Here is an 18,160-nt window from a genome sequence, read left to right on the forward strand (position 1 = left end):
TGAAAGTGGTTTGAGAGGTGACAGCCCCTGTGAAACGGGTTTGCAGAGCGCAGTCAGTGGTGTTTGTGGTTCTCGGGCTTGCGCACGTTGCCAACAGGTGGGGCCACAGGCTTGGAGGGCTCATCCGGCGGACGCGGTGTGGCCGACACCGGGCCGGTGTATTCAAAAGCCTGTGTGCCGGGTGGCTGCTTGTAATCGCCAGGGTCGCTGTAATCGTCAGGCTTTTGGTCCGCTCGCACCTTGAGGGTGGTGAACATGCCGCCCATCTCGATGGGGCCGTAGGGCCCGGTGCCGGTCATCATCGGGAAGGTGTTCTCGGGCAGTTCCATTTCCATCTCACCCATGTCGGCCATGCCGCGCTCGCCCATGACCATGTAGTCAGGAATGAGTTTTTGGATTTTTTGCACCAAACCGCGGTGGTCCACGCCGATCATGGTGGGCACGTCGTGGCCCATGGCACCCATGGTGTGGTGACTCTTGTGGCAGTGCATGGCCCAGTCGCCAGGCTCGTCGGCGATGAACTCCAGCTGCCGCATTTGGCCCACAGCCACGTCGGTCGTCACCTCAGGCCAGCGCGCGGTTTTGGGCACAGGGCCGCCGTCCGTGCCCGTGACCTCGAACTCAATGCCATGGATGTGGATCGGGTGGTTGGTCATGGTCAGGTTGCCCACACGCACACGCACTCTGTCGTTCAGGCGCGCCACCAGTGGGCTGATGCCCGGAAACACCCGGCTGTTCCAGCTCCAGATGTTCTGGTCCAGCATGGTGTTGACGTTGGGGGTTTTGGCACCCGGGGTGACGTCGTAGGCACTCAACAAAAAGGCATAGTCGCGGTCCACCTCGGCGATGTTCGGGTGCTGGCCTTTGGGGTGGGTGATCCACAGGCCCATCATGCCCATGGCCATTTGTGTCATCTCGTCGGCGTGTGGGTGGTACATGAAGGTGCCGGGGCGGCGTGCAACGAACTCATACACAAAGGTTTTGCCCACCGGGATCTGCTTTTGGTTCAGCCCCCCCACGCCGTCCATGCCGTTGGGCAGGCGCTGGCCGTGCCAGTGCACGGTGGTGTGTTCGGGCAGTTTGTTCGTCACAAAAATCCGCACCTTATCGCCCTCAACCACCTCGATGGTGGGGCCAGGGCTCTGCCCGTTGTAACCCCACATGTTGACGACAAAGCCCGGTGCCATTTCGCGCACCACCGGCTCGGCCACCAAATGGAATTCTTTGACGCCGTCTTTCATGCGAAAGGGCAAGGTCCAGCCGTTCAGGGTCACAACAGGTTTATAGGGGCGTCCAGCCCCGGTCACGCCCGGCGGTGTCCAGGGCGGAGCGGTGTCGGGGCGGGTTTGGATGACCGGCTCTGGCAAAGCTGCCAGCGCGCTGCGGCTGACGGCGGTGGTCGCGACTGCCGCTCCCGCGATGGTGCCGGCGGCAGCCATGGCTTTTTGGAAAAAATCTCGACGTTGCATGGTCAGTGTCCTGGTTTGTTGTTGGAGGCGGAGGTGCCTGCAGCTTCAGCGCCGCTGAGATCGCTGGCCGTGTACGGCAAACCCGACAGCACAGCCAACAGATCGGCATGGGTCAGCCAAACCTGGCGTTGCGCTTGCAGGGCCGCATCCACACTGTCGATGCGGGTGCGGGCGCTGGCGAGCAGGTCCCAAGTGCTTTTGAGCATGCCGTTGTAGCGCAGCAGGGTTTCCTGAGAGAGTTCTGTGTGCAGGCGCAGCACATCGGCCTGGGTGTGCTGCGCAGTTTGGCGTGCCATTTGGAAAGCGTTCAGGGCCAGCTGCACATCGGAGCGCACCTGCCGGGCCAAGCGGTCGGCTTGCAAGCGGGCTTGCCAAGCGTTTTCAAAAGCATGGCCCCAGCGCATGGTGCGGGGGTCCCACACAGGCACCGGCTGCGCGGCTTGCTCATGCAAGAATTTTTGTGCGGCCTGCAAGTCGGTGTTACTCAGACCCAAGCCCGCCATCAGCCGACGGGCGTGCAGATCTTCCAACGGCCAGCGCAAATGGGCCTGTAGAGCCTGCGTCTGCAAGGCCGCCACATCGGCGGCTGAACCTGTTGCTGGCAACTCGAGGCTACCCCCATTTTTTGCAGAAGAGGCATCCGCTGGGAAAGTCAATGGCAGTTTCAGGGGAAGAAACAAAGGCAACTGCTGTGTCATCGCCTCAACCGTCATCTCGGCCCCCACGAGCCGCCACAGCGCATGGAGTGCGCGGTCGGCTTGCAACTGCGCCTTGTCCAGCCGGGTGCGCGCATCCCACAAAGACAGCTCCTCCTGAATTTGTCGTGCGCGGCTCCAATTGCCCACCTGCGCCATGCGCTGGCCCAACTCGGCTCCCGCTTGCGCCGCGGCCAAAATGTCGCGTTTGTGGACCACCGACTGTTGAGTAGCCACCGCGTCGACCCAGAGTTTTTGCATGTCACGGCGCAAGGCGGCCACTTCCTGGCCCACTTGGGCCTTCTCGACCGAACTCATACCTGGCTTGAGCCATTTCGCATCGCCCTGCAAAGCCAGGCGCATAGCCCGCTCCAAGCTCAACTGACTTGCATCGGATTGCGGCGATGCATCTTGCATAGGCTGCAGGTTTTTTTGCTCCCAACGCAAAAGGTCCGCATGGCCGCGCGGGAACTGCGCCACGGCACGGTTGGCGTCCTGCCAACTGAGTGGGGACTGACCTGAAGTTGCCAATGGCTCTGAGATCGAAGAGGCGGCGGGCCGGGAGCCAAGAGGTTGATTGGCCGAAGTGCCATGCTCATGCGCAGCAGATGGCACGGATGCCCCACCGGCTTGCCCCCAAGCCAAAGAGCATGAACCGAACAGCAGCAAAGCACCTGCGGCCAAGGGACCCCAAGCGCACTTGAATAGAGGTTTCATATCGATTTCCTAAAACAAACAAACACGTCATCTGCCCGCATCAAAGTCGAGCAGACGCACCTGTGGCGTAAGGTTCAGGAAATGGGTGGCTTGATCAGCGGCGGCGCCGTCCGAAGGGGGTGTGAAGAAGAAACACCCATGGGCAAAGTGTGTGCCGGAGAAACGGCCATGAGGAAAGGCCAAAGGAACAGGTTTGCGCTTTGGTGGCAGACGGCGCACAACTGGCAAGTGCCGTCGTGGCAATCGGTTTTTTGCGCAGTGGCGTCGGTTGGCGTTTGCGCTGGCGCACTGCTCCCATGCACGGACTCTGCACTGGTCTCATGGCAATCATGCGCAGTTTGAACTTGGGCATTTTGAATCACATGAACGCTTTGCGAATCATCATGGGAAGCGATTTTTGCCATTGGCATCCAGACACCAGCCCACAGCCGCAGTGGCATAAGGATTAGCAGGAAACAAATGAAAAATCGGCGCATTTTCAAATCATAAGCCAAGACTTGTATGGCTCCAACCACCCTATCAACAAGCCCTTCACTGAATCCGGTTCAACAAAGCTGACGTCGAAGCATCCAGACCCGCCACATCCCCGGACGCCATTCGCGCACGGATGTCTTTGGCCAGCACCTTGCCCAACTCCACGCCCCACTGGTCAAAGCTGTTGATGCCCCAGACCGAGCCGCTCACAAACACGCGGTGTTCCTGCAAGGCAATCAAGGCCCCCAGGCTGGTGGGCGTGAGTTCATCAAGCAGCAAGAAGGTGCTGGGCCGGTTGCCGGTGAAATGTTTATGCCCGCCTTCGTAGGCTTGGCCCAGCATTAGGGCTTGGGCCTGCGCGACAGCATTGGCCAGCAGCCATTCATGGTGGTCTTTCAGGCAGTGCGTGGACTTTTTCACTGCGATGAACTCCAGCGGCACCACGTCGGTCCCCTGGTGCAGCATCTGAAAATACGCATGCTGGCCATTGGTGCCCGGCTCGCCCCACAACACGGGCGAGGTGCCATAAGGCAGGGCATGGCCGTTGCGATCCACCCGTTTGCCGTTGCTTTCCATCTCGAGCTGCTGCAAATACGCGGGCAGCCGGCGCAAGGCGCTGTGGTAGGGCGCGATGCTGCGGCTGCTGAAGTTCAAAAAGTTGCGGTACCAGACGTCGAGCAGACCGAGGCGCACCGGCAAGTTGGCCTCCAAAGGCGCGGCCTGAAAGTGCTGGTCCATCGCGTGTGCTCCGGCCAGCAAATCCTTGAAGCCTTGCGCGCCTATGGCGATGGCCAGCGGCAATCCAATGGCCGACCACATCGAATAGCGGCCGCCTACCCAGTCCCAAAAGCCAAAAGTGGTGGTGATGCCGAAATCAGCCGCGGCCGCTACGTTGGTGGTCAGCGCCGCAAAGTGACGGGCCACATCGGTGCCGCCTTGCGCCTGAAACCATGCCAGCGCCGAGTGGGCATTGGTCATGGTCTCGATGGTGGTGAAAGTTTTGGAGGCGATCAAAAACAGCGTGCGCTCTGCCTTCAGGCCCTTGAGTACCGCTGCCAGCTCATGGCCGTCCACGTTCGACACAAAATGAAAGCGTTTGCCCTCGATCACAAAATCCTGCAGCGCCAGCACCGCCATCTGTGGGCCCAGGTCGGAGCCGCCGATACCAATGTTCACCACATCGGTGATCTGCGCATCCGCCCGGATGGTTTCGGCATAGGCCAGCATAGGTTTCAGGGTGCCGTGCACCAGCGCCAGCGGTTCGGCCAGATGACCGTCCAGTGTGCCCTCGGGTTGGCGCAGCAGCCAGTGCATGACAGCGCGGTCTTCGGTGGTGTTGATGTGCTCGCCGCGGAACATGGCGTCGCGGTGCGCGCTCAGCCCGGTCTGGCGTGCCAGCTCTTGCAACAAGGCTTCGGTCGCGGCGTCCACATGGTTTTTGGACAGGTCGGCAAAGACATACGGGGCGTTCTGGCTCAGTGTCTGGACACGTTCGGCATCTTGCGCAAAAGCGGTGCGCAAATCAAAACCTGTGGCCTGGGCCGCATGGGCTTTCAAATTTTGCCAAGCCGGGGTTTGGTCACAGCGCATGCCTCAGGCTTTCTGCATCAAGTCTTCAAGCTTCACCGCATCGGCGCAAAACGCGCGGATGCCTTCGGCCAATTTTTCGGTGGCCATGGCGTCTTCGTTGAGCGCCAAGCGATAGGCCGCTTCGTCGTAACTCACCGCAGGCAGGTCCATGGTTTGGGCCGCTTGCGCGTCAAGCGCCAAACCCAGAGGGGCATCTGTGGCTGCCAGCTGCGCCAGCAACTCGGGGCTGATGGTCAGCAAATCGCAACCGGCAAGGGCCGTGATCTGGCCCGTGTTGCGAAACGACGCGCCCATGACTTCGGTTTTGATGCCGTGTTTTTTGTAATGGTTGAAGATGGCCCGCACCGACTGCACGCCAGGGTCGTTGGCGCCCGCTTGGGCTGCTTCGTCCCAACCTGCGCCAGCGGTCTTTTTGTACCAATCGTAAATACGGCCTACAAAAGGCGAAATGAGTTGGACCTTGGCCTGACCACAGGCCACGGCTTGGCAGAACGCAAACAGCAGCGTCAGATTACAGCGGATACCCTCGCGCTCCAGCTCGGCGGCGGCTTGTATGCCTTCCCAAGTCGAGGCGATCTTGATCAGCACCCGCTCGCGGGAAATGCCCTGCGCCTCATACAAGGCCATGATCCGACGCGCGCGCGCCACGGTGGCGGCGGTGTCAAAGCTCAAGCGGGCATCGACTTCGGTCGACACACGACCTGGAATGGTGTTCAGAATTTCGCAGCCAAAACGCACCAACAAATGGTCCATGACCACGTCCAGCGGCTGGCCCCGGTGGGCCGCCACGGCCTCGGCCAACAAAGGCGCGTATTCGGTTTTTTGGACCGCCTTCAAAATCAGCGAAGGGTTGGTCGTCGCGTCTTGCGGTTGAAACTGGGCCAGTTGCTTGAAGTCACCGGTGTCTGCGACCACGGTGGTGAATTTTTTGAGAGCGTCGAGTTGGTTCATGGCGTTTATTTGAGAAGTCGCTTGAATTATCCGTGAAACAAAGTTACATTACAAATCAATTTTTCATGTAACTCAAGAACATCATGGCTTTTGATTTGGTTTTCTTTGGCGGCACGGGCGATTTGGTCTGGCGCAAACTCATGCCCGCCCTGTTTCAGGCGTACCGTCACGGCACCTTGCCCGAGGGTGGCCGCATCATCGGTGTGGGCCGCGACGACATGACAGACGCGCAATACCGCCAGCAAATCCAGTCACGTTTTGACCAAGTGGACGGGGACAAACGACCCAACAGTGAAGAATTCGCCCGCTTTGCCAGCTTGTTGTGCTACGTGCGCATGGACTTGTCCAAGCCGGCGTCTTATGCCGCCTTGTCAGCCCGCCTGGCTGAGCGCGAGACCGACAGCGTGGTGATGTATTTGTCCACCGCGCCCAGCCTGTTCACCACCGTCTGCGAGCAGCTCGCCGCCAATGGCCTGAACACCGCCAAGACCCGCATCGTGCTGGAAAAGCCCCTGGGCCATGACCTGGCTTCCAACCGCGCCATCAACCATGCGGTGGGAATGGCCTTCAAAGAGCAACAGATCTTCCGCATCGACCACTACCTGGGCAAACCGGCGGTGCAAAACCTGTTTGCCCTGCGCTTTGGCAATGCCCTGTTTGAACCTCTGTGGCGGCGAGAACACATCGCCAACATCCAAATCACCATGGCCGAGGAGTTGGGTGTGGAAAAGCGCGGCGGCTTTTACGAAACCACAGGCGCGCTACGCGACATGGTGCAAAACCACGCCTTGCAACTGCTGTGCGCCATCGCCATGGAGCCGCCCATCAACGCGCATGCCGACGCTATTCGCGATGAAAAACTCAAGGTGCTGCGCGCACTCAAACGCTGGACGCCCGAGACCCTCAGCCAACACGTCATTCGCGGGCAATACAACGCAGGCAATGTCGAAGGCAAAGCTGCACCCGGTTACCGCGACGAACCTGGCGTCAGCCCGACGAGCAACACCGAAACTTTCGTCGCGTTGCGCACCGAAATCGCCAATTGGCGCTGGGCTGGCGTGCCTTTTTACATCCGCACCGGCAAGCGCATGGCCGCGCGCGAAGCGCACATCGAGATCAATTTCCGCTCCACGCCGCACGAAATTTTCAAAAGCCCCATGGGCCACGCCAACAAACTGGTGATCCACCTGCAACCCAAAGACGGGCTGGAGCTGCACCTGTTCGCGCAAGGCCAAAGCAAACGCTTTGAGGGCAGCGTCGGCCCGACGCTCAGCCCGGTGCACCTGGATTTGGACTTTGATAAACGCTTTGGCAGCCAACGTGTGGGCGCGTATGAGCGCTTGCTGCTCGATGTGCTGGACGGCCGCCTGAACCTGTTCGTGCGCAGCGACGAACAAGAAGAAGCCTGGCGCTGGGTCGAACCCATCTTGCAGCACTGGCAAAACGACACCATCGGGCCGCGCCCTTATGCCGCTGGCACCTGGGGGCCGAGCGCATCGAGCGCGATGATCGCGCGCGACGGCTTTTGCTGGTCTGAAGAAATTTAACCCGGAGACACACCATGCTCGACCGCATCAAAGCCTCTTTGCCCTCCCTGGCCCCGGCCGAGCAACGCGTGGGCAAGCTGGTCTTGGCCGACCCTCGGGCCTTTGCCAACTTGCCCGTCACGGAGTTGGCTGACCGAGCGCATGTGAGCAAACCCACCGTGGTGCGCTTTTGCCGCAGCGTGGGCTACGACGGCTTGTCTGATTTCAAACTCAAACTGGCAGGCAGCGTGAGCGAAGGCGTGCCATTCATCCACCGCAGCGTCGACGCCGATGACAAGACCAGCGACATCGCGGTCAAGGTCATCGACAACACCGTGGCCGCGTTTTTGAAGTACCGCAACGATGCGAGTTCATTCGCACTGGAGCACGCCGCCCAAGCCCTGGTCGCCACACAAAAAACCAACCGCAGGATCGAGTTTTATGGCGTGGGCAATTCGGGCATCGTGGCGCAAGACGCGCAGCACAAATTCTTCAGGCTGGGGGTCAACGCCATCGCCTACAGCGACGGCCACATGCAAGTCATGAGCGCCTCCATGCTCAAGCCGGGCGACTGCGCCGTGATCATCTCCAACTCGGGCCGCACACGTGACCTGATGGATGCGTGTGACATTGCCAAAAAACAAGGCGCCACAACAATAGTCATCACCACCAGCGGCTCGCCGCTGGCCAGCTCAGGTCACATCCACCTCACGGCTGACCATCCCGAGGGCTATGACAAATACAGCCCCATGGTCTCGCGCCTGCTGCACCTGCTGATCATCGACATCTTGGCCACCACCGTGGCACTGCGCATCGGGGAGGAACTGCAACCCGTGCTGCGCGACATGAAGAAAAACCTCAGCAGCAAGCGCTACACCTGAACAGGCATTCGGCTGCAGGTGGAGCCTCCCACAGAGAAGATTTCGGCTCTAGGTGGGTGTCGTTTCTGGCCAACTCATGCGGATGGCGGTACCTCTTCCACCACCCACCGGGCTGCGCACAGTGACCAGCGCGCCATGCTGGCTGGCGATTTCTTTCACAATGGCCAAACCCAAGCCGCTGCCCGTCACGCCTGAGGGTGCGGCGCGGTAAAAGCGCTCGAACACATGGGCCTGATGCTCGGAAGCGATACCCGGACCATCGTCCTCCACCTCCAGCCAACAAGCCCCCACCCGCACCGTGATGTGGGTGCCCACAGGGCCATGGTGTATGGCGTTGTCGATCAGGTTGCTCAAGGCCTCATGCAGCAGCAAGTCGACACCTTGCACTTCGCATTGAGATACCTGCGCCTCCAGCCCAAGGTCATCGCCCAGCTGGTGGGCACGCATCAAGTGCTCTTGCGTCACACGCCGCGCCAGCGCCACCAAGTCCACACTTTGCGGGCTGTGCATTTCGCGGGCATGCTCCACACGCGTCATGGCCAGCAGCTGCTCGGTCAGGCGCACGGCGTCATCTGTGGTTTGCCTGGCCGCCGACAGCAAAGCCTGAGCCTGCTCGGGCTCGGCATTGCGCTGGGCCAGCGCCAGCTGTGTTTTGAGGGCCGTGAGCGGCGTGCGCAACTGGTGCGCTGCGTTGTCCAAAAAGCGTTTTCGGATGTCGATCAATCGCCCCAAGCGGTCCAGATAGCTGTTGAGGGTCTCGATCAGAGGCCGCAACTCGCGCGGCAAGTCGGGCGGCTGAATGGGTGAAAAATCATCATCGGCCTTGTTCGCCAGTTGCTGGCGAAACGCCTCCAGCGGCCGGATGCCGCGCTGCACCCCCCAGATCACCAATCCCGCTGCCGCCAACAACAACAAACCTTGGCTTCCCAAGGTGTCCCACAAAATATGCTGAATCAGTTGCTGCCGCGCCTCCATGGTTTCTGCCACGGTGATCTTGATCAACGGATCGCTCAGGCCTGCGTCTTCCATGACGTGCGTGAGTTGGGCCAGGCGCACGGGCTGGTTCAGGTAGACCCCATCGTCAAACTGCACCAAGGCGAAAAACCTCACAGCCGACTGCGTGCGCACTGGCGCATCGGGCAAAGCCTCTACCCCCGCCAGCCAGCGGCCAGCAGGGGTGGTAACTTTGTAAAACAGGCGCGAGCCGGTGTGGTTTTCAAACAGATAGCCAGCGGCCTTCATCACGTCCAGCTGCAGGCGGCCATCGCGCCAAGCCAGCTCCTCGGCCAAGGTGCGGGCGGCCAGGTACAAAGACCGGTCATACGCCTCGTTGGCCGCCTGCACTGCGTTGCCATAACCCACCCAAGCGTTCACGCCGATCAGCGCCACCAGCGGCAACAAAATCCAGCTGAGCAAGCGCCTGCGCAGCGAGGCCACAGGGTGGTAAGGCGGCGCGGATGCCGGGTTCATGCGCTGCCTGACGGTGAAGTCAGCATGTAGCCCATGCCGCGAAAGGTGGTGATCACCACCTCGGGCGAGCGCCCTTGAGATGCGGCCGCGGATTCAAGCTTTTTGCGCAGGCGATAAATCAGCACCTCCACCGCGTCCAGGCCCGTGGCCTCGTCGGCAAACACCTCGGTGTGCAGCTGCTCTTTGCTCACGGTGCGTTGGGGCGAAGACAACAACACGCGAAGCGCAGCCGCCTCGCGTTGGGTCAGCGCCAACACCTGGCCATGCAGTTGCGCCGTGCCGTTTTCAGGCTGCATCTCCAACGCACCCCAACGCAACCCGCTGGTTTTGCTGTGTCCATGGCGGCGCAGCAAAACCTGCAAACGGGCTTCGAGTTCGCTCAAGTCAAATGGCTTGGGCAAATAGTCGTCGGCGCCCATGTTCAAGCCCAACACCCGGTCGGGCACACTCGCACGCGCCGTCAAAATCAGCACTGGCACCGCATCACCCCGCGAACGCAAGGACTGCAGCACGCTCAACCCGTCTTGCCCAGGCAATTGCAAATCGAGCAATACCGCATCGAAGCCATGGCCTGACTGAAGGCAGCGGTCGGCCGCATGGCCATCGGTGGCGAACTCGACCACCATGCCCCCTTGGCGCAAAGCCGTGCCCAGCCACAAGGCAATGTCGGGCGTGTCCTCCACCAACAAGATTCGAGCTGACATATGAGGGCTTGAGGGTATTTACTGAATGGATTTGACAGGTGCTTGACAGCTTGGCCAGGTGACCTGCACCAGAATCGGTCATCTGCCTGAGCTGCGAGCTTGGCAGTGGTGTTTTATTTTCACACAGGAGACCTGCATGTCCATTTCCAAACGCGACTTCCTCGCCATCGGCGCTGCCGCTGGTGCTTCGTTCACCCTGCCCGCCTGGGCTCAGGCCAAGCCCCTGATTGCCAGCATCAACATGTTTGTGCCCGCTGCCCCTGGTGGCGGCTGGGACGGCACGGCCCGAGCCATCGAACGCGCAGCCAAAGCCGCTGGCTTGGTCGGCACCATGCAGTTTGAAAACGTCGGCGGCGCTGGCGGCATGGTGGGCCTGCCCCGTTACGTGAACCAGCGCAAAGGCCAAGGCAACAGCCTGATGGTCGGTGGCTCGGTCATGATCGGTGCGGGCATTGCCAACAAAAGCCCTGTGACCATCAAGGACGTGACCCCGATTGCCCGCTTGACCGAAGAAGCTGGCGTGATCGTGGTGCCTGCCAACGGCAAGATCAAGACTTGGAAAGAACTGGAAGCAGCCATCAAGGCCAACCCCAAGGCTGTGTCCGTTGCAGGCGGCAGCGCCGGTGGCACAGACCACCTGATTTTGGGCATGTTGATCAAAGCCCTGGGCAAAAACCCACGCGAAGCCGCTTATGTGGCGTTTGCTGGCGGCGGCCCCGCCAACGCGGCGATTTTGGGTGGCCAAGTGTCCGCCGGTATTTCGGGCTACTCCGAATTCGAAGAGCAAATCAAAGCCGGTCGCATGATCCCGCTGGCTGTGTCCGGCAAGCGCCGCATTCCTGGCGTGAATGTGCCCACCCTGTCCGAATTGGGCATCAACGTGACCGAGTCCAACTGGCGCGGTGTGTTTGCGCCCCCCGGCATCTCGGCTGCTCAGCGCGACGCCATGATCGACTTCGTGACCAAACTCAACGCCTCGGCGCAGTGGAAGCAGGAGCTCGAAACCCGCAAGTGGACCGACGCCTTCATGACCGAGCGTCCATTTGAGCGCGACTTGGCCAAGGACATTGCCGAGAAAGAAATCCTGATGAAAGAACTGGGCCTGGCATGACGCCATTTCGCGTTGCCCTTTTGCTGGTCGCCCTTTGCGGGGTGGCCGCTTGGCAGGTCACGATCATTCCTGAATCCTTGATGCAGATGACCGTAGGTCCTGTGCTGGCCCCGGGCGTGATCGTGACTGCGCTCAGCGTGTTTGCTGTGCTTTACGGCATCAGCGCCTGGCGCGGTCGCCAAATCGACGAGAGCCATGCACCAGACCAATCCGCCCTGCCCGGTGCCAACACCCGCGTGCTCAGCTTGCTGGGCGGTGGCGTGGCGTTCATCGCGCTGGTCATTCCACTGGGTTTTGTCATACCCGGCACCCTGTGCGGCATGGGCGTCGCCCGCGCTTTTGACGCCCCGTTGGGCCTCAAATCAGCAGGGGTCTGCGCCGCCATTGCCAGCACCTTCTGGTTTGTGTTTGCACAATTGCTGGGCGTGGGTTTGGGCCCTGCACTGCCCTGGTTGATCTAACGCAGGCCTTGCTCCAGCTGGACTTGCACGTTTTCCCGTTTTTCGATCGGATACCCCATGGAAGCCTTTGACGCCCTGATGGGTGGCTTTGCCATTGCCCTGCAACCCACCACCTTGATGTGGGGCTTCGTGGGCTGCTTTGTTGGAACGCTGGTCGGTGTTTTGCCCGGCATTGGCCCGGCGCTCACCATCGCTTTGCTGCTGCCCCTGACCTACCATGTGCCCGCCACCAGCATGTTCGTCATGTTCGCGGGCATTTATTACGGCGCAGCTTACGGCGGCTCGACCACCTCCATCTTGCTCAACACACCCGGTGAATCGGCGGCAGTAGTGACGGCGCTTGAGGGCAACAAAATGGCCCGGCACGGACGAGCGGGCCAAGCGCTGGCCACTGCCGCCATTGGCAGCTTTGTGGCGGGCACCATCGGCACCTTGGCCCTGACCTTTTTCGCCCCTTGGGTGGTCGAGGCCGCGCTGGCCTTTGGCCCTGCCGAATACTTCAGCCTGATGGTGCTGTCGGTCGTGGCCGTGTCGGCCGTGTTGGGCAATTCCATGCTGCGTGGCTTGGTGGCGCTGGGTTTGGGTTTGCTCTTGGGAATGGTGGGTGTGGACCTGCAAACTGGACAACCGCGCTTCACTTTTGGTCGCCCCGAACTGCTCGACGGCATCGAGGTCACCGTGGCGGCGGTGGGCCTGTTTGCCGTAGGCGAAGCACTCTACTTGGCGTGGCAAGGGCGTGAGTCCAAAGGCGGCGAAGTCATGAAGCTTTCAGGCAGCCTCTGGATGAGCAAACAAGACTGGGCGCGCTCTTGGAAAGCCTGGTTCCGTGGCGCCTTCTTTGGTTTTCCCATCGGGGCCATGCCCGCAGGCGGGGCTGAATTGCCCACCCTCTTGTCTTATTACACCGAGAAAAAACTCTCCAAACACCCCGAGGAATTCGGCCACGGCGCCATCGAAGGCGTGGCAGGGCCTGAGGCCGCCAACAACGCCGCTGCTGCGGGTGTGCTCATGCCTTTGTTGACACTGGGCATACCCACCTCGGCCACTGCCGCCATCATGCTGTCCGCTTTCGAAGGCTACGGCATCCAGACTGGCCCCCAGTTGTTCAGCCAACAAGGCAGCCTGGTGTGGACCCTGATCGCCAGCCTCTACATTGGCAACGTCATCTTGCTGGTGCTCAACCTGCCGCTGGTGAGCCTGTGGGTCAAGTTGCTCAAAATTCCGCCTCCTTGGCTCTACGCCGGCATCATCGTCATCTCTACTGCGGGCGTGTACGGTGCAGGCAACTCGGTGTTCAATGTGGGCTTGCTGTTTGTCTTTGGCTTGCTGGGCTACATCATGCGGCGCTTTGACTTTCCGGCTGCGCCGCTGATCGTGGGCTTGATTTTGGCCCCGCTGGGCGAGCAGTCCATGCGCCAGGCGCTGACCATCAGCCAGGGCGAATGGTCCACCTTTTTCACGCGGCCCTTGTCGGGCAGCCTGATGGCGGTGGCGGCCTTGCTGCTGATCGTGCCGCCACTTTACAAAGCACTCAAGCGCGCTTGATCACGCGTCTGCACAAGCAAAAGGCCTGTCCATTGGACAGGCCTTTTTTACTGACGGGGCGTACGCCCGATCAAAATCACACCACCGCGTGACAAGCGATCCTGATGCCTTTGAAGTCGCGCAGTGGTGGACGCTCTGCACGGCAGATGTCAGTAGCCTGCGGGCAGCGGGGGTGGAAGGTGCAGCCGCTCGGTGGGTTGAGCGGGTTGGGAACTTCGCCTTGCACAGGGGTGCGGGCGCGGCCCGTGTCGTGCATCTTCGGAATCGCGTCCAGCAGCATCTTGGTGTAAGGGTGCTGCGGGTTGCCAAACAGGGTGTGTTTGTCGGCCAACTCCACCAGACGGCCCAAATACATCACGCCAACTTGGTCGCTCACGTGGCGCACCACGGCCAGGTTGTGGCTGATGAACAGGTAAGTGAGGCCGCGCTCGCGCTGCAGGTCTTTCATGATGTTGAGCACCTGCGCCTGTACGCTCACATCCAGCGCCGAGGTCGGCTCGTCACACACCAAAAACTCAGGCGCGGTAGCCAAGGCGCGTGCGATCGATATGCGCTGGCGTTGTCCGCCTGAGAACTGGTGTGGGTACTTGACCATGTCGAGTGGCGACAAGCCCACCGACTTGAGCAACTCGGCCACGCGGGCTTTGAGTTCTTCCGCGTCGCTGATCAAGCCATGCTCTTTGAGAGGCTCGCCAATGATGTTGTCCACCGTCCAGCGTGGGTTCAGGCTGGCATAGGGGTCTTGGAAAATCATCTGGATACGCTGGCGCATGGCCTTGGCATCGTTCGATTTGAAGGCGGCGTGCGCGTCTTGTCCGTCAAAGGTCAAGCCGCCGCGTGTTGGCTCGTACAGGCCCACCAGCAAACGGGCCACGGTGCTTTTTCCGCAACCGGACTCACCCACCAAGGCGAGTGTTTTGCCGCGCTCGATCTCAAAACTAACGCCATCGACGGCGTTGAGCAGTTGGCGCGGCTTGCGTTCGATCACGCGGTTGAGCCAGGGGGCCGAGACGTCAAAGGTTTTGGCCAGGTCGTGCGCAACGACCAAGGGCTGCGGTTTGGCGTTGTTCATGTTGTCGCTCATGCCGCGCTCCCGTTGTGCAGCCAGCACGCGGCCTGCGTTTCACCGGCTTGGACCAGATCAGGTCGGTATTGCCTGCAGCGGTCAAAGGCTTTCGGACAGCGCGGATTGAAGGCGCAGCCTTGCGGGATGGCGTTCAGCCGGGGCATGGCGCCGTCAATCTGGTTCAGGCGTTCGCGGTCACTGTCCATGTCAGGGATCGAGGCCATGAGGCCAGCGGTGTAAGGGTGTGCGGGGTGGTTGATGACCTGGTGCACCGGGCCAATTTCGGCCACGCGCCCGGCATACAGCACGGCGACGCGGTCACAGGTCTCGGCGATCACCCCCATGTCGTGTGTGATCAGCATCACGGCGGCGCCTCGGTCTTTGCAGACCTTTTTGAGCAAGCTGATGATCTGGGCCTGAATGGACACATCGAGCGCGGTGGTGGGTTCGTCGGCCACAATCAATTGAGGCTCGGCCGCCAGGGCCAACGCAATCACCACGCGCTGACGCATACCACCCGAAAATTGATGCGGGTAATGGTCGATGCGCTCTTCGGCGGCAGAAATACCGGTGTCCTTGAGCAGCTGGATGGCGCGCTGTCGCGCCTCTTGGGGCGTCACCGGCAGATGCGCCAGGATAGTTTCTGTCAACTGTCTGCCGATGGAATACAGCGGGTTGAGTGAAGTCAGCGGGTCCTGAAAAATCGCGCCGATTTTTCGACCCCGGATGTGGCGCATCTCGTCGTTGTTCAGGTGGTCAATGCGCTGGCCTTCGAGCAAAATTTGCCCCCCGGCCACTTGGCCTGGGGGCTCCAGCAAACCAATGATGGCCGCGCCCGTGAGCGACTTGCCCGCACCCGACTCCCCCACCACGCCCAGAATTTCACCGGGGGCAATATCGAAAGAAATATCGTCCAGCGCACGCAGCGTGCCGTGGCGGCTGGGGAATTCCACCACCAGGTTTTTGACTTGTAAAAGACTCATCGCAATCTCGGATTCAGCGCGTCGCGCAACCAGTCACCCAGCAAGTTGACCGACAAGGCGATCAGCACCAGCATCAGGCCCGGGAAAATCGTGATCCACCACTCGCCTGAGAACAAATAATCGTTGCCCACACGAATGAGCGTGCCCAGCGATGGCGAAGTGGGCGGTGCACCCACGCCCAGAAACGACAGCGTCGCCTCAGTGATGATCGCTGTCGCCACCTGGATGGTGGCGAGCACCATGACCGGACCCATCACGTTGGGCAGCACATGCTTGGCCATGATGCGCAAGGGGGCTACGCCCGTCACACGTGCGGCCTGAACGTATTCCTTGTTGCGCTCCACCAAAGTGGTGCCGCGCACAGTGCGGGCGTATTGCACCCAACCGGTGAGCGAGATGGACAAAATCAACACACCAAAAGCCAGCGACTCGTGCGCGTTGGGGAACAGGGCTCGCCCCACACCCGCAATCAGCAAAGCCACCAAAATGGCGGGGAAGGAAAGCATCACATCGCACAAACGCATGAGCAAGGCGTCAATCCATCCGCCCTTAAAGCCCGCCAGCAAGCCCAGGCCTACCCCAACGACCACCGACAAGACCACCGAGGCCAAGCCCACCACCAAAGAGATGCGCGAGCCGTAGATCAAGGCCGACAAAATGTCGCGCCCCTGATCGTCGGTTCCAAGCAGGAACTTGCTGGTGCCGCCGTCCATCCAGGCGGGAGGCAAGCGGGCATCGCTCAGCTCCAGCGTGGCCAGATCAAACGGATTGGTGGGCGCAACCCAGCCGGCAAAGACCGAACAAAAAAGACAAACGAAAGCGATGCCAGCCGCCACCATCGCCGTAGGCGATTGGCGGAAGCTGTAACCGACGTCGCTGTTCAGCCAACGTTTCAGTGCATTCATGGATTACTTGATGCTGATGGATTTGAACGGCATGTAGTTGTCACCGCGCTGCACCAAGGTGACCTTTTTGCTGGTGCCCCAGGCCAGCGCCTGCTGGTGCAGTGGCAAGTGGCCGATGTCGGCGTTGTGCAGCTCAAAGACCTCTTTGATCATCGCGTTGCGCTTGGTCTGGTCGGTTTCGCTCTGAATTTTCACGGTCAGTTCGTCCACCTTGGGGTTGCAATAAGCGCCCAAGTTGAACTGGCCTGTGCCCTTGTCGTCCACGCAGCGCATCAAGGCATTGAGCGCGTTGTGAGCGTCATAGGTGCTGGGTGTCCAGCCCAGCAAATAGAAGCTGGTGTCACGGCGCAAGATTTTCGGGAAATAAGTGCCCTTGGTTTCGGCCTTGAGGTTGATCTTGATGTTCACCCGTGCCAAGTTGGCGGCCACGGCTTCGCAGATCTGGCCATCGTTCACATAACGGTCATTGGGGCAGTTCATGTCCACCGTGAAACCAGTGGGGTAACCCGCTTCGGCGAGCAGCTTTTTGGACGCTTCGGGGTCAAAAGGCAAGCGCTTGTTCAGTTCTGGGTTGTAGCCGTTGATGCCCGGGCCGACCATCAAAGCGCTGGGGTTGGAGGCGCCACGCATCACGGTGCGCTTGATGCCCTCGATGTCGATGGCCTGGTAGAAGGCCTGACGCACGCGCTTGTCCTTGAAGGGGTTCTTGCCCTTCACGCTGGAGTACAGCAGCTCGTCACGCTTTTGGTCCATGCCCAAAAAGATGGTGCGCAACTCGGGGGCCACCAAGGCGCGGGTGTTGGCACCGGCGTTGATGCGGGGCACGTCTTGCACAGGCACGGGTTCCATGATGTCGATCTCGCCGGACAGCAAAGCTGCGACGCGGGTCGGGTCGTTGGAGATCACGGAGAAGATGACTTCATCGACGTTGCCTTCGATCTTGCCCCAGTAGTTGCCGTTGCGTACAAAGGTGGTGCGCACATTGGGCTGGCGCTCGCGCAGGCGGTAAGGGCCTGTGCCGTTGGCGCGGAAAGATGCAGCGTTTTCAATGCCTTTGCGGCGGTCCACCGGACGTGTGGCTTGGTTGTCTTCGCACCACTTCTTGCTCATGATGTACACGGTGGACAGCACGTTGGGCAAGATGGGAAAAGGCGCTTTGGTTTCGATCTCGATGGTGTGGCTGTTGATCTTGCGCACTTCTTTGATGTCGTTGGTGTTGCTGCGCATGTCCGAGCCTTCGCCTGCAGCACGGTTGATCGAGAACACCACGTCATCGGCCGTGAAGGGCGTGTCGTCATGGAAGCGCACGTTCTTGCGCAACTCAAAGCGCCACACTGTGGGCGATGTTTGCTTCCACGAAGAAGCCAGTCCGGGTTCAAACTTCAAGTCTTTGCTCACGCCCACCAGCGACTCGTAGACGTTGTTCGTCACGCTCAGTTGCAGCGATTCGTTGAGCGAGTGGGGGTCCATCGACAAGGCGTCGCCCTGGTTGGCAATGCGCACGGTGGCGGCATGGGCCACGCCCAGCGACATGGCCGACACCAAGGCCGCAGCCATCAAGGAACGGGAGAGTTTGGAAGTGCGCATAAAAGACTCCTGAGGTTGAAAGGGA

General features: G+C 60.6%; 16 protein-coding genes. 5 read left to right on the forward strand and 11 right to left on the reverse strand.

Going from position 1 to position 18,160, the window contains the following annotated elements; all coding sequences use genetic code 11:
* Positions 1-53: 53 nt before the first annotated feature.
* The 5 genes from ACZ5SR_RS14600 to tal form a co-directional block, all read right to left on the reverse strand.
* On the reverse strand, positions 54-1,469 hold the full coding sequence (locus ACZ5SR_RS14600) for a multicopper oxidase family protein (RefSeq protein WP_464449353.1): 1,416 nt from the start codon (positions 1,467-1,469) through the stop codon (positions 54-56).
* A 2-nt stretch (positions 1,470-1,471) separates the two neighbouring features.
* Complete coding sequence (locus ACZ5SR_RS14605) at positions 1,472-2,881, reverse strand: TolC family protein (protein ID WP_464449354.1); 1,410 nt, start codon at positions 2,879-2,881, stop codon at positions 1,472-1,474.
* 74 nt (positions 2,882-2,955) lie between these two features.
* Positions 2,956-3,375: a hypothetical protein gene (locus ACZ5SR_RS14610; RefSeq protein WP_464449355.1), complete on the reverse strand. Its 420-nt coding sequence runs from the start codon at positions 3,373-3,375 to the stop codon at positions 2,956-2,958.
* Between the two features lie 37 nt (positions 3,376-3,412).
* On the reverse strand, positions 3,413-4,945 hold the full coding sequence (gene pgi, locus ACZ5SR_RS14615; protein WP_464449356.1) for a glucose-6-phosphate isomerase: 1,533 nt from the start codon (positions 4,943-4,945) through the stop codon (positions 3,413-3,415).
* 3 nt (positions 4,946-4,948) lie between these two features.
* Complete coding sequence (tal, locus tag ACZ5SR_RS14620) at positions 4,949-5,896, reverse strand: transaldolase (RefSeq protein ID WP_464449357.1); 948 nt, start codon at positions 5,894-5,896, stop codon at positions 4,949-4,951.
* Between the two features lie 83 nt (positions 5,897-5,979).
* On the opposite strand from tal, the gene zwf reads away from it, so the two are divergent.
* On the forward strand, positions 5,980-7,443 hold the full coding sequence (gene zwf / locus ACZ5SR_RS14625) for a glucose-6-phosphate dehydrogenase (protein ID WP_464449358.1): 1,464 nt from the start codon (positions 5,980-5,982) through the stop codon (positions 7,441-7,443).
* A gap of 14 nt (positions 7,444-7,457) precedes the next feature.
* Positions 7,458-8,303, forward strand: a complete 846-nt coding sequence (locus ACZ5SR_RS14630; protein WP_464449359.1) for a MurR/RpiR family transcriptional regulator — start codon at positions 7,458-7,460, stop codon at positions 8,301-8,303.
* 48 nt (positions 8,304-8,351) lie between these two features.
* Here the strand turns inward: ACZ5SR_RS14630 and ACZ5SR_RS14635 are convergent, their stop codons facing one another.
* Together ACZ5SR_RS14635 and ACZ5SR_RS14640 are read right to left on the reverse strand one after the other, a co-directional pair.
* Positions 8,352-9,773 (reverse strand): sensor histidine kinase N-terminal domain-containing protein, encoded by a 1,422-nt coding sequence (locus tag ACZ5SR_RS14635; RefSeq protein WP_464449360.1) that lies wholly within the window; start codon positions 9,771-9,773, stop codon positions 8,352-8,354.
* On the reverse strand, positions 9,770-10,477 hold the full coding sequence (locus ACZ5SR_RS14640; protein ID WP_464449361.1) for a response regulator transcription factor: 708 nt from the start codon (positions 10,475-10,477) through the stop codon (positions 9,770-9,772). Before ACZ5SR_RS14640 ends, ACZ5SR_RS14635 begins: the two co-directional genes overlap by 4 nt.
* A gap of 136 nt (positions 10,478-10,613) precedes the next feature.
* Between ACZ5SR_RS14640 and ACZ5SR_RS14645 the strand changes: the two genes are divergently transcribed.
* The 3 genes from ACZ5SR_RS14645 to ACZ5SR_RS14655 are packed head-to-tail and all read left to right on the forward strand — an operon-like array spanning position 10,614 to position 13,594.
* A complete protein-coding gene (locus ACZ5SR_RS14645; protein WP_464449362.1) occupies positions 10,614-11,588 on the forward strand; it encodes a Bug family tripartite tricarboxylate transporter substrate binding protein in 975 nt (324 codons plus the stop codon).
* Complete coding sequence (locus ACZ5SR_RS14650; RefSeq protein WP_464449363.1) at positions 11,585-12,049, forward strand: tripartite tricarboxylate transporter TctB family protein; 465 nt, start codon at positions 11,585-11,587, stop codon at positions 12,047-12,049. Before ACZ5SR_RS14645 ends, ACZ5SR_RS14650 begins: the two co-directional genes overlap by 4 nt.
* Before the next feature lie 57 nt (positions 12,050-12,106).
* On the forward strand, positions 12,107-13,594 hold the full coding sequence (locus tag ACZ5SR_RS14655; RefSeq protein WP_464449364.1) for a tripartite tricarboxylate transporter permease: 1,488 nt from the start codon (positions 12,107-12,109) through the stop codon (positions 13,592-13,594).
* Between the two features lie 76 nt (positions 13,595-13,670).
* Here ACZ5SR_RS14655 and ACZ5SR_RS14660 read toward each other — a convergent pair whose 3' ends face one another.
* The 4 genes from ACZ5SR_RS14660 to ACZ5SR_RS14675 are packed head-to-tail and all read right to left on the reverse strand — an operon-like array spanning position 13,671 to position 18,105.
* The gene (locus ACZ5SR_RS14660; protein WP_464451062.1) at positions 13,671-14,666 is read right to left on the reverse strand and encodes an ABC transporter ATP-binding protein; all 996 of its coding nucleotides are present in this window, start codon (positions 14,664-14,666) and stop codon (positions 13,671-13,673) included.
* An 8-nt stretch (positions 14,667-14,674) separates the two neighbouring features.
* Entirely contained in the window at positions 14,675-15,643 is a 969-nt protein-coding gene (locus ACZ5SR_RS14665; RefSeq protein ID WP_464449365.1) for an ABC transporter ATP-binding protein, read from the reverse strand.
* On the reverse strand, positions 15,640-16,548 hold the full coding sequence (locus tag ACZ5SR_RS14670) for an ABC transporter permease (RefSeq protein WP_464449366.1): 909 nt from the start codon (positions 16,546-16,548) through the stop codon (positions 15,640-15,642). The genes ACZ5SR_RS14665 and ACZ5SR_RS14670 overlap by 4 nt, the downstream gene beginning before the upstream one ends.
* A gap of 3 nt (positions 16,549-16,551) precedes the next feature.
* Complete coding sequence (locus tag ACZ5SR_RS14675) at positions 16,552-18,105, reverse strand: ABC transporter substrate-binding protein (RefSeq protein WP_464451063.1); 1,554 nt, start codon at positions 18,103-18,105, stop codon at positions 16,552-16,554.
* Positions 18,106-18,160: the final 55 nt, after the last annotated feature.

It is taken from the genome of Limnohabitans sp. TEGF002 (assembly GCF_055395845.1).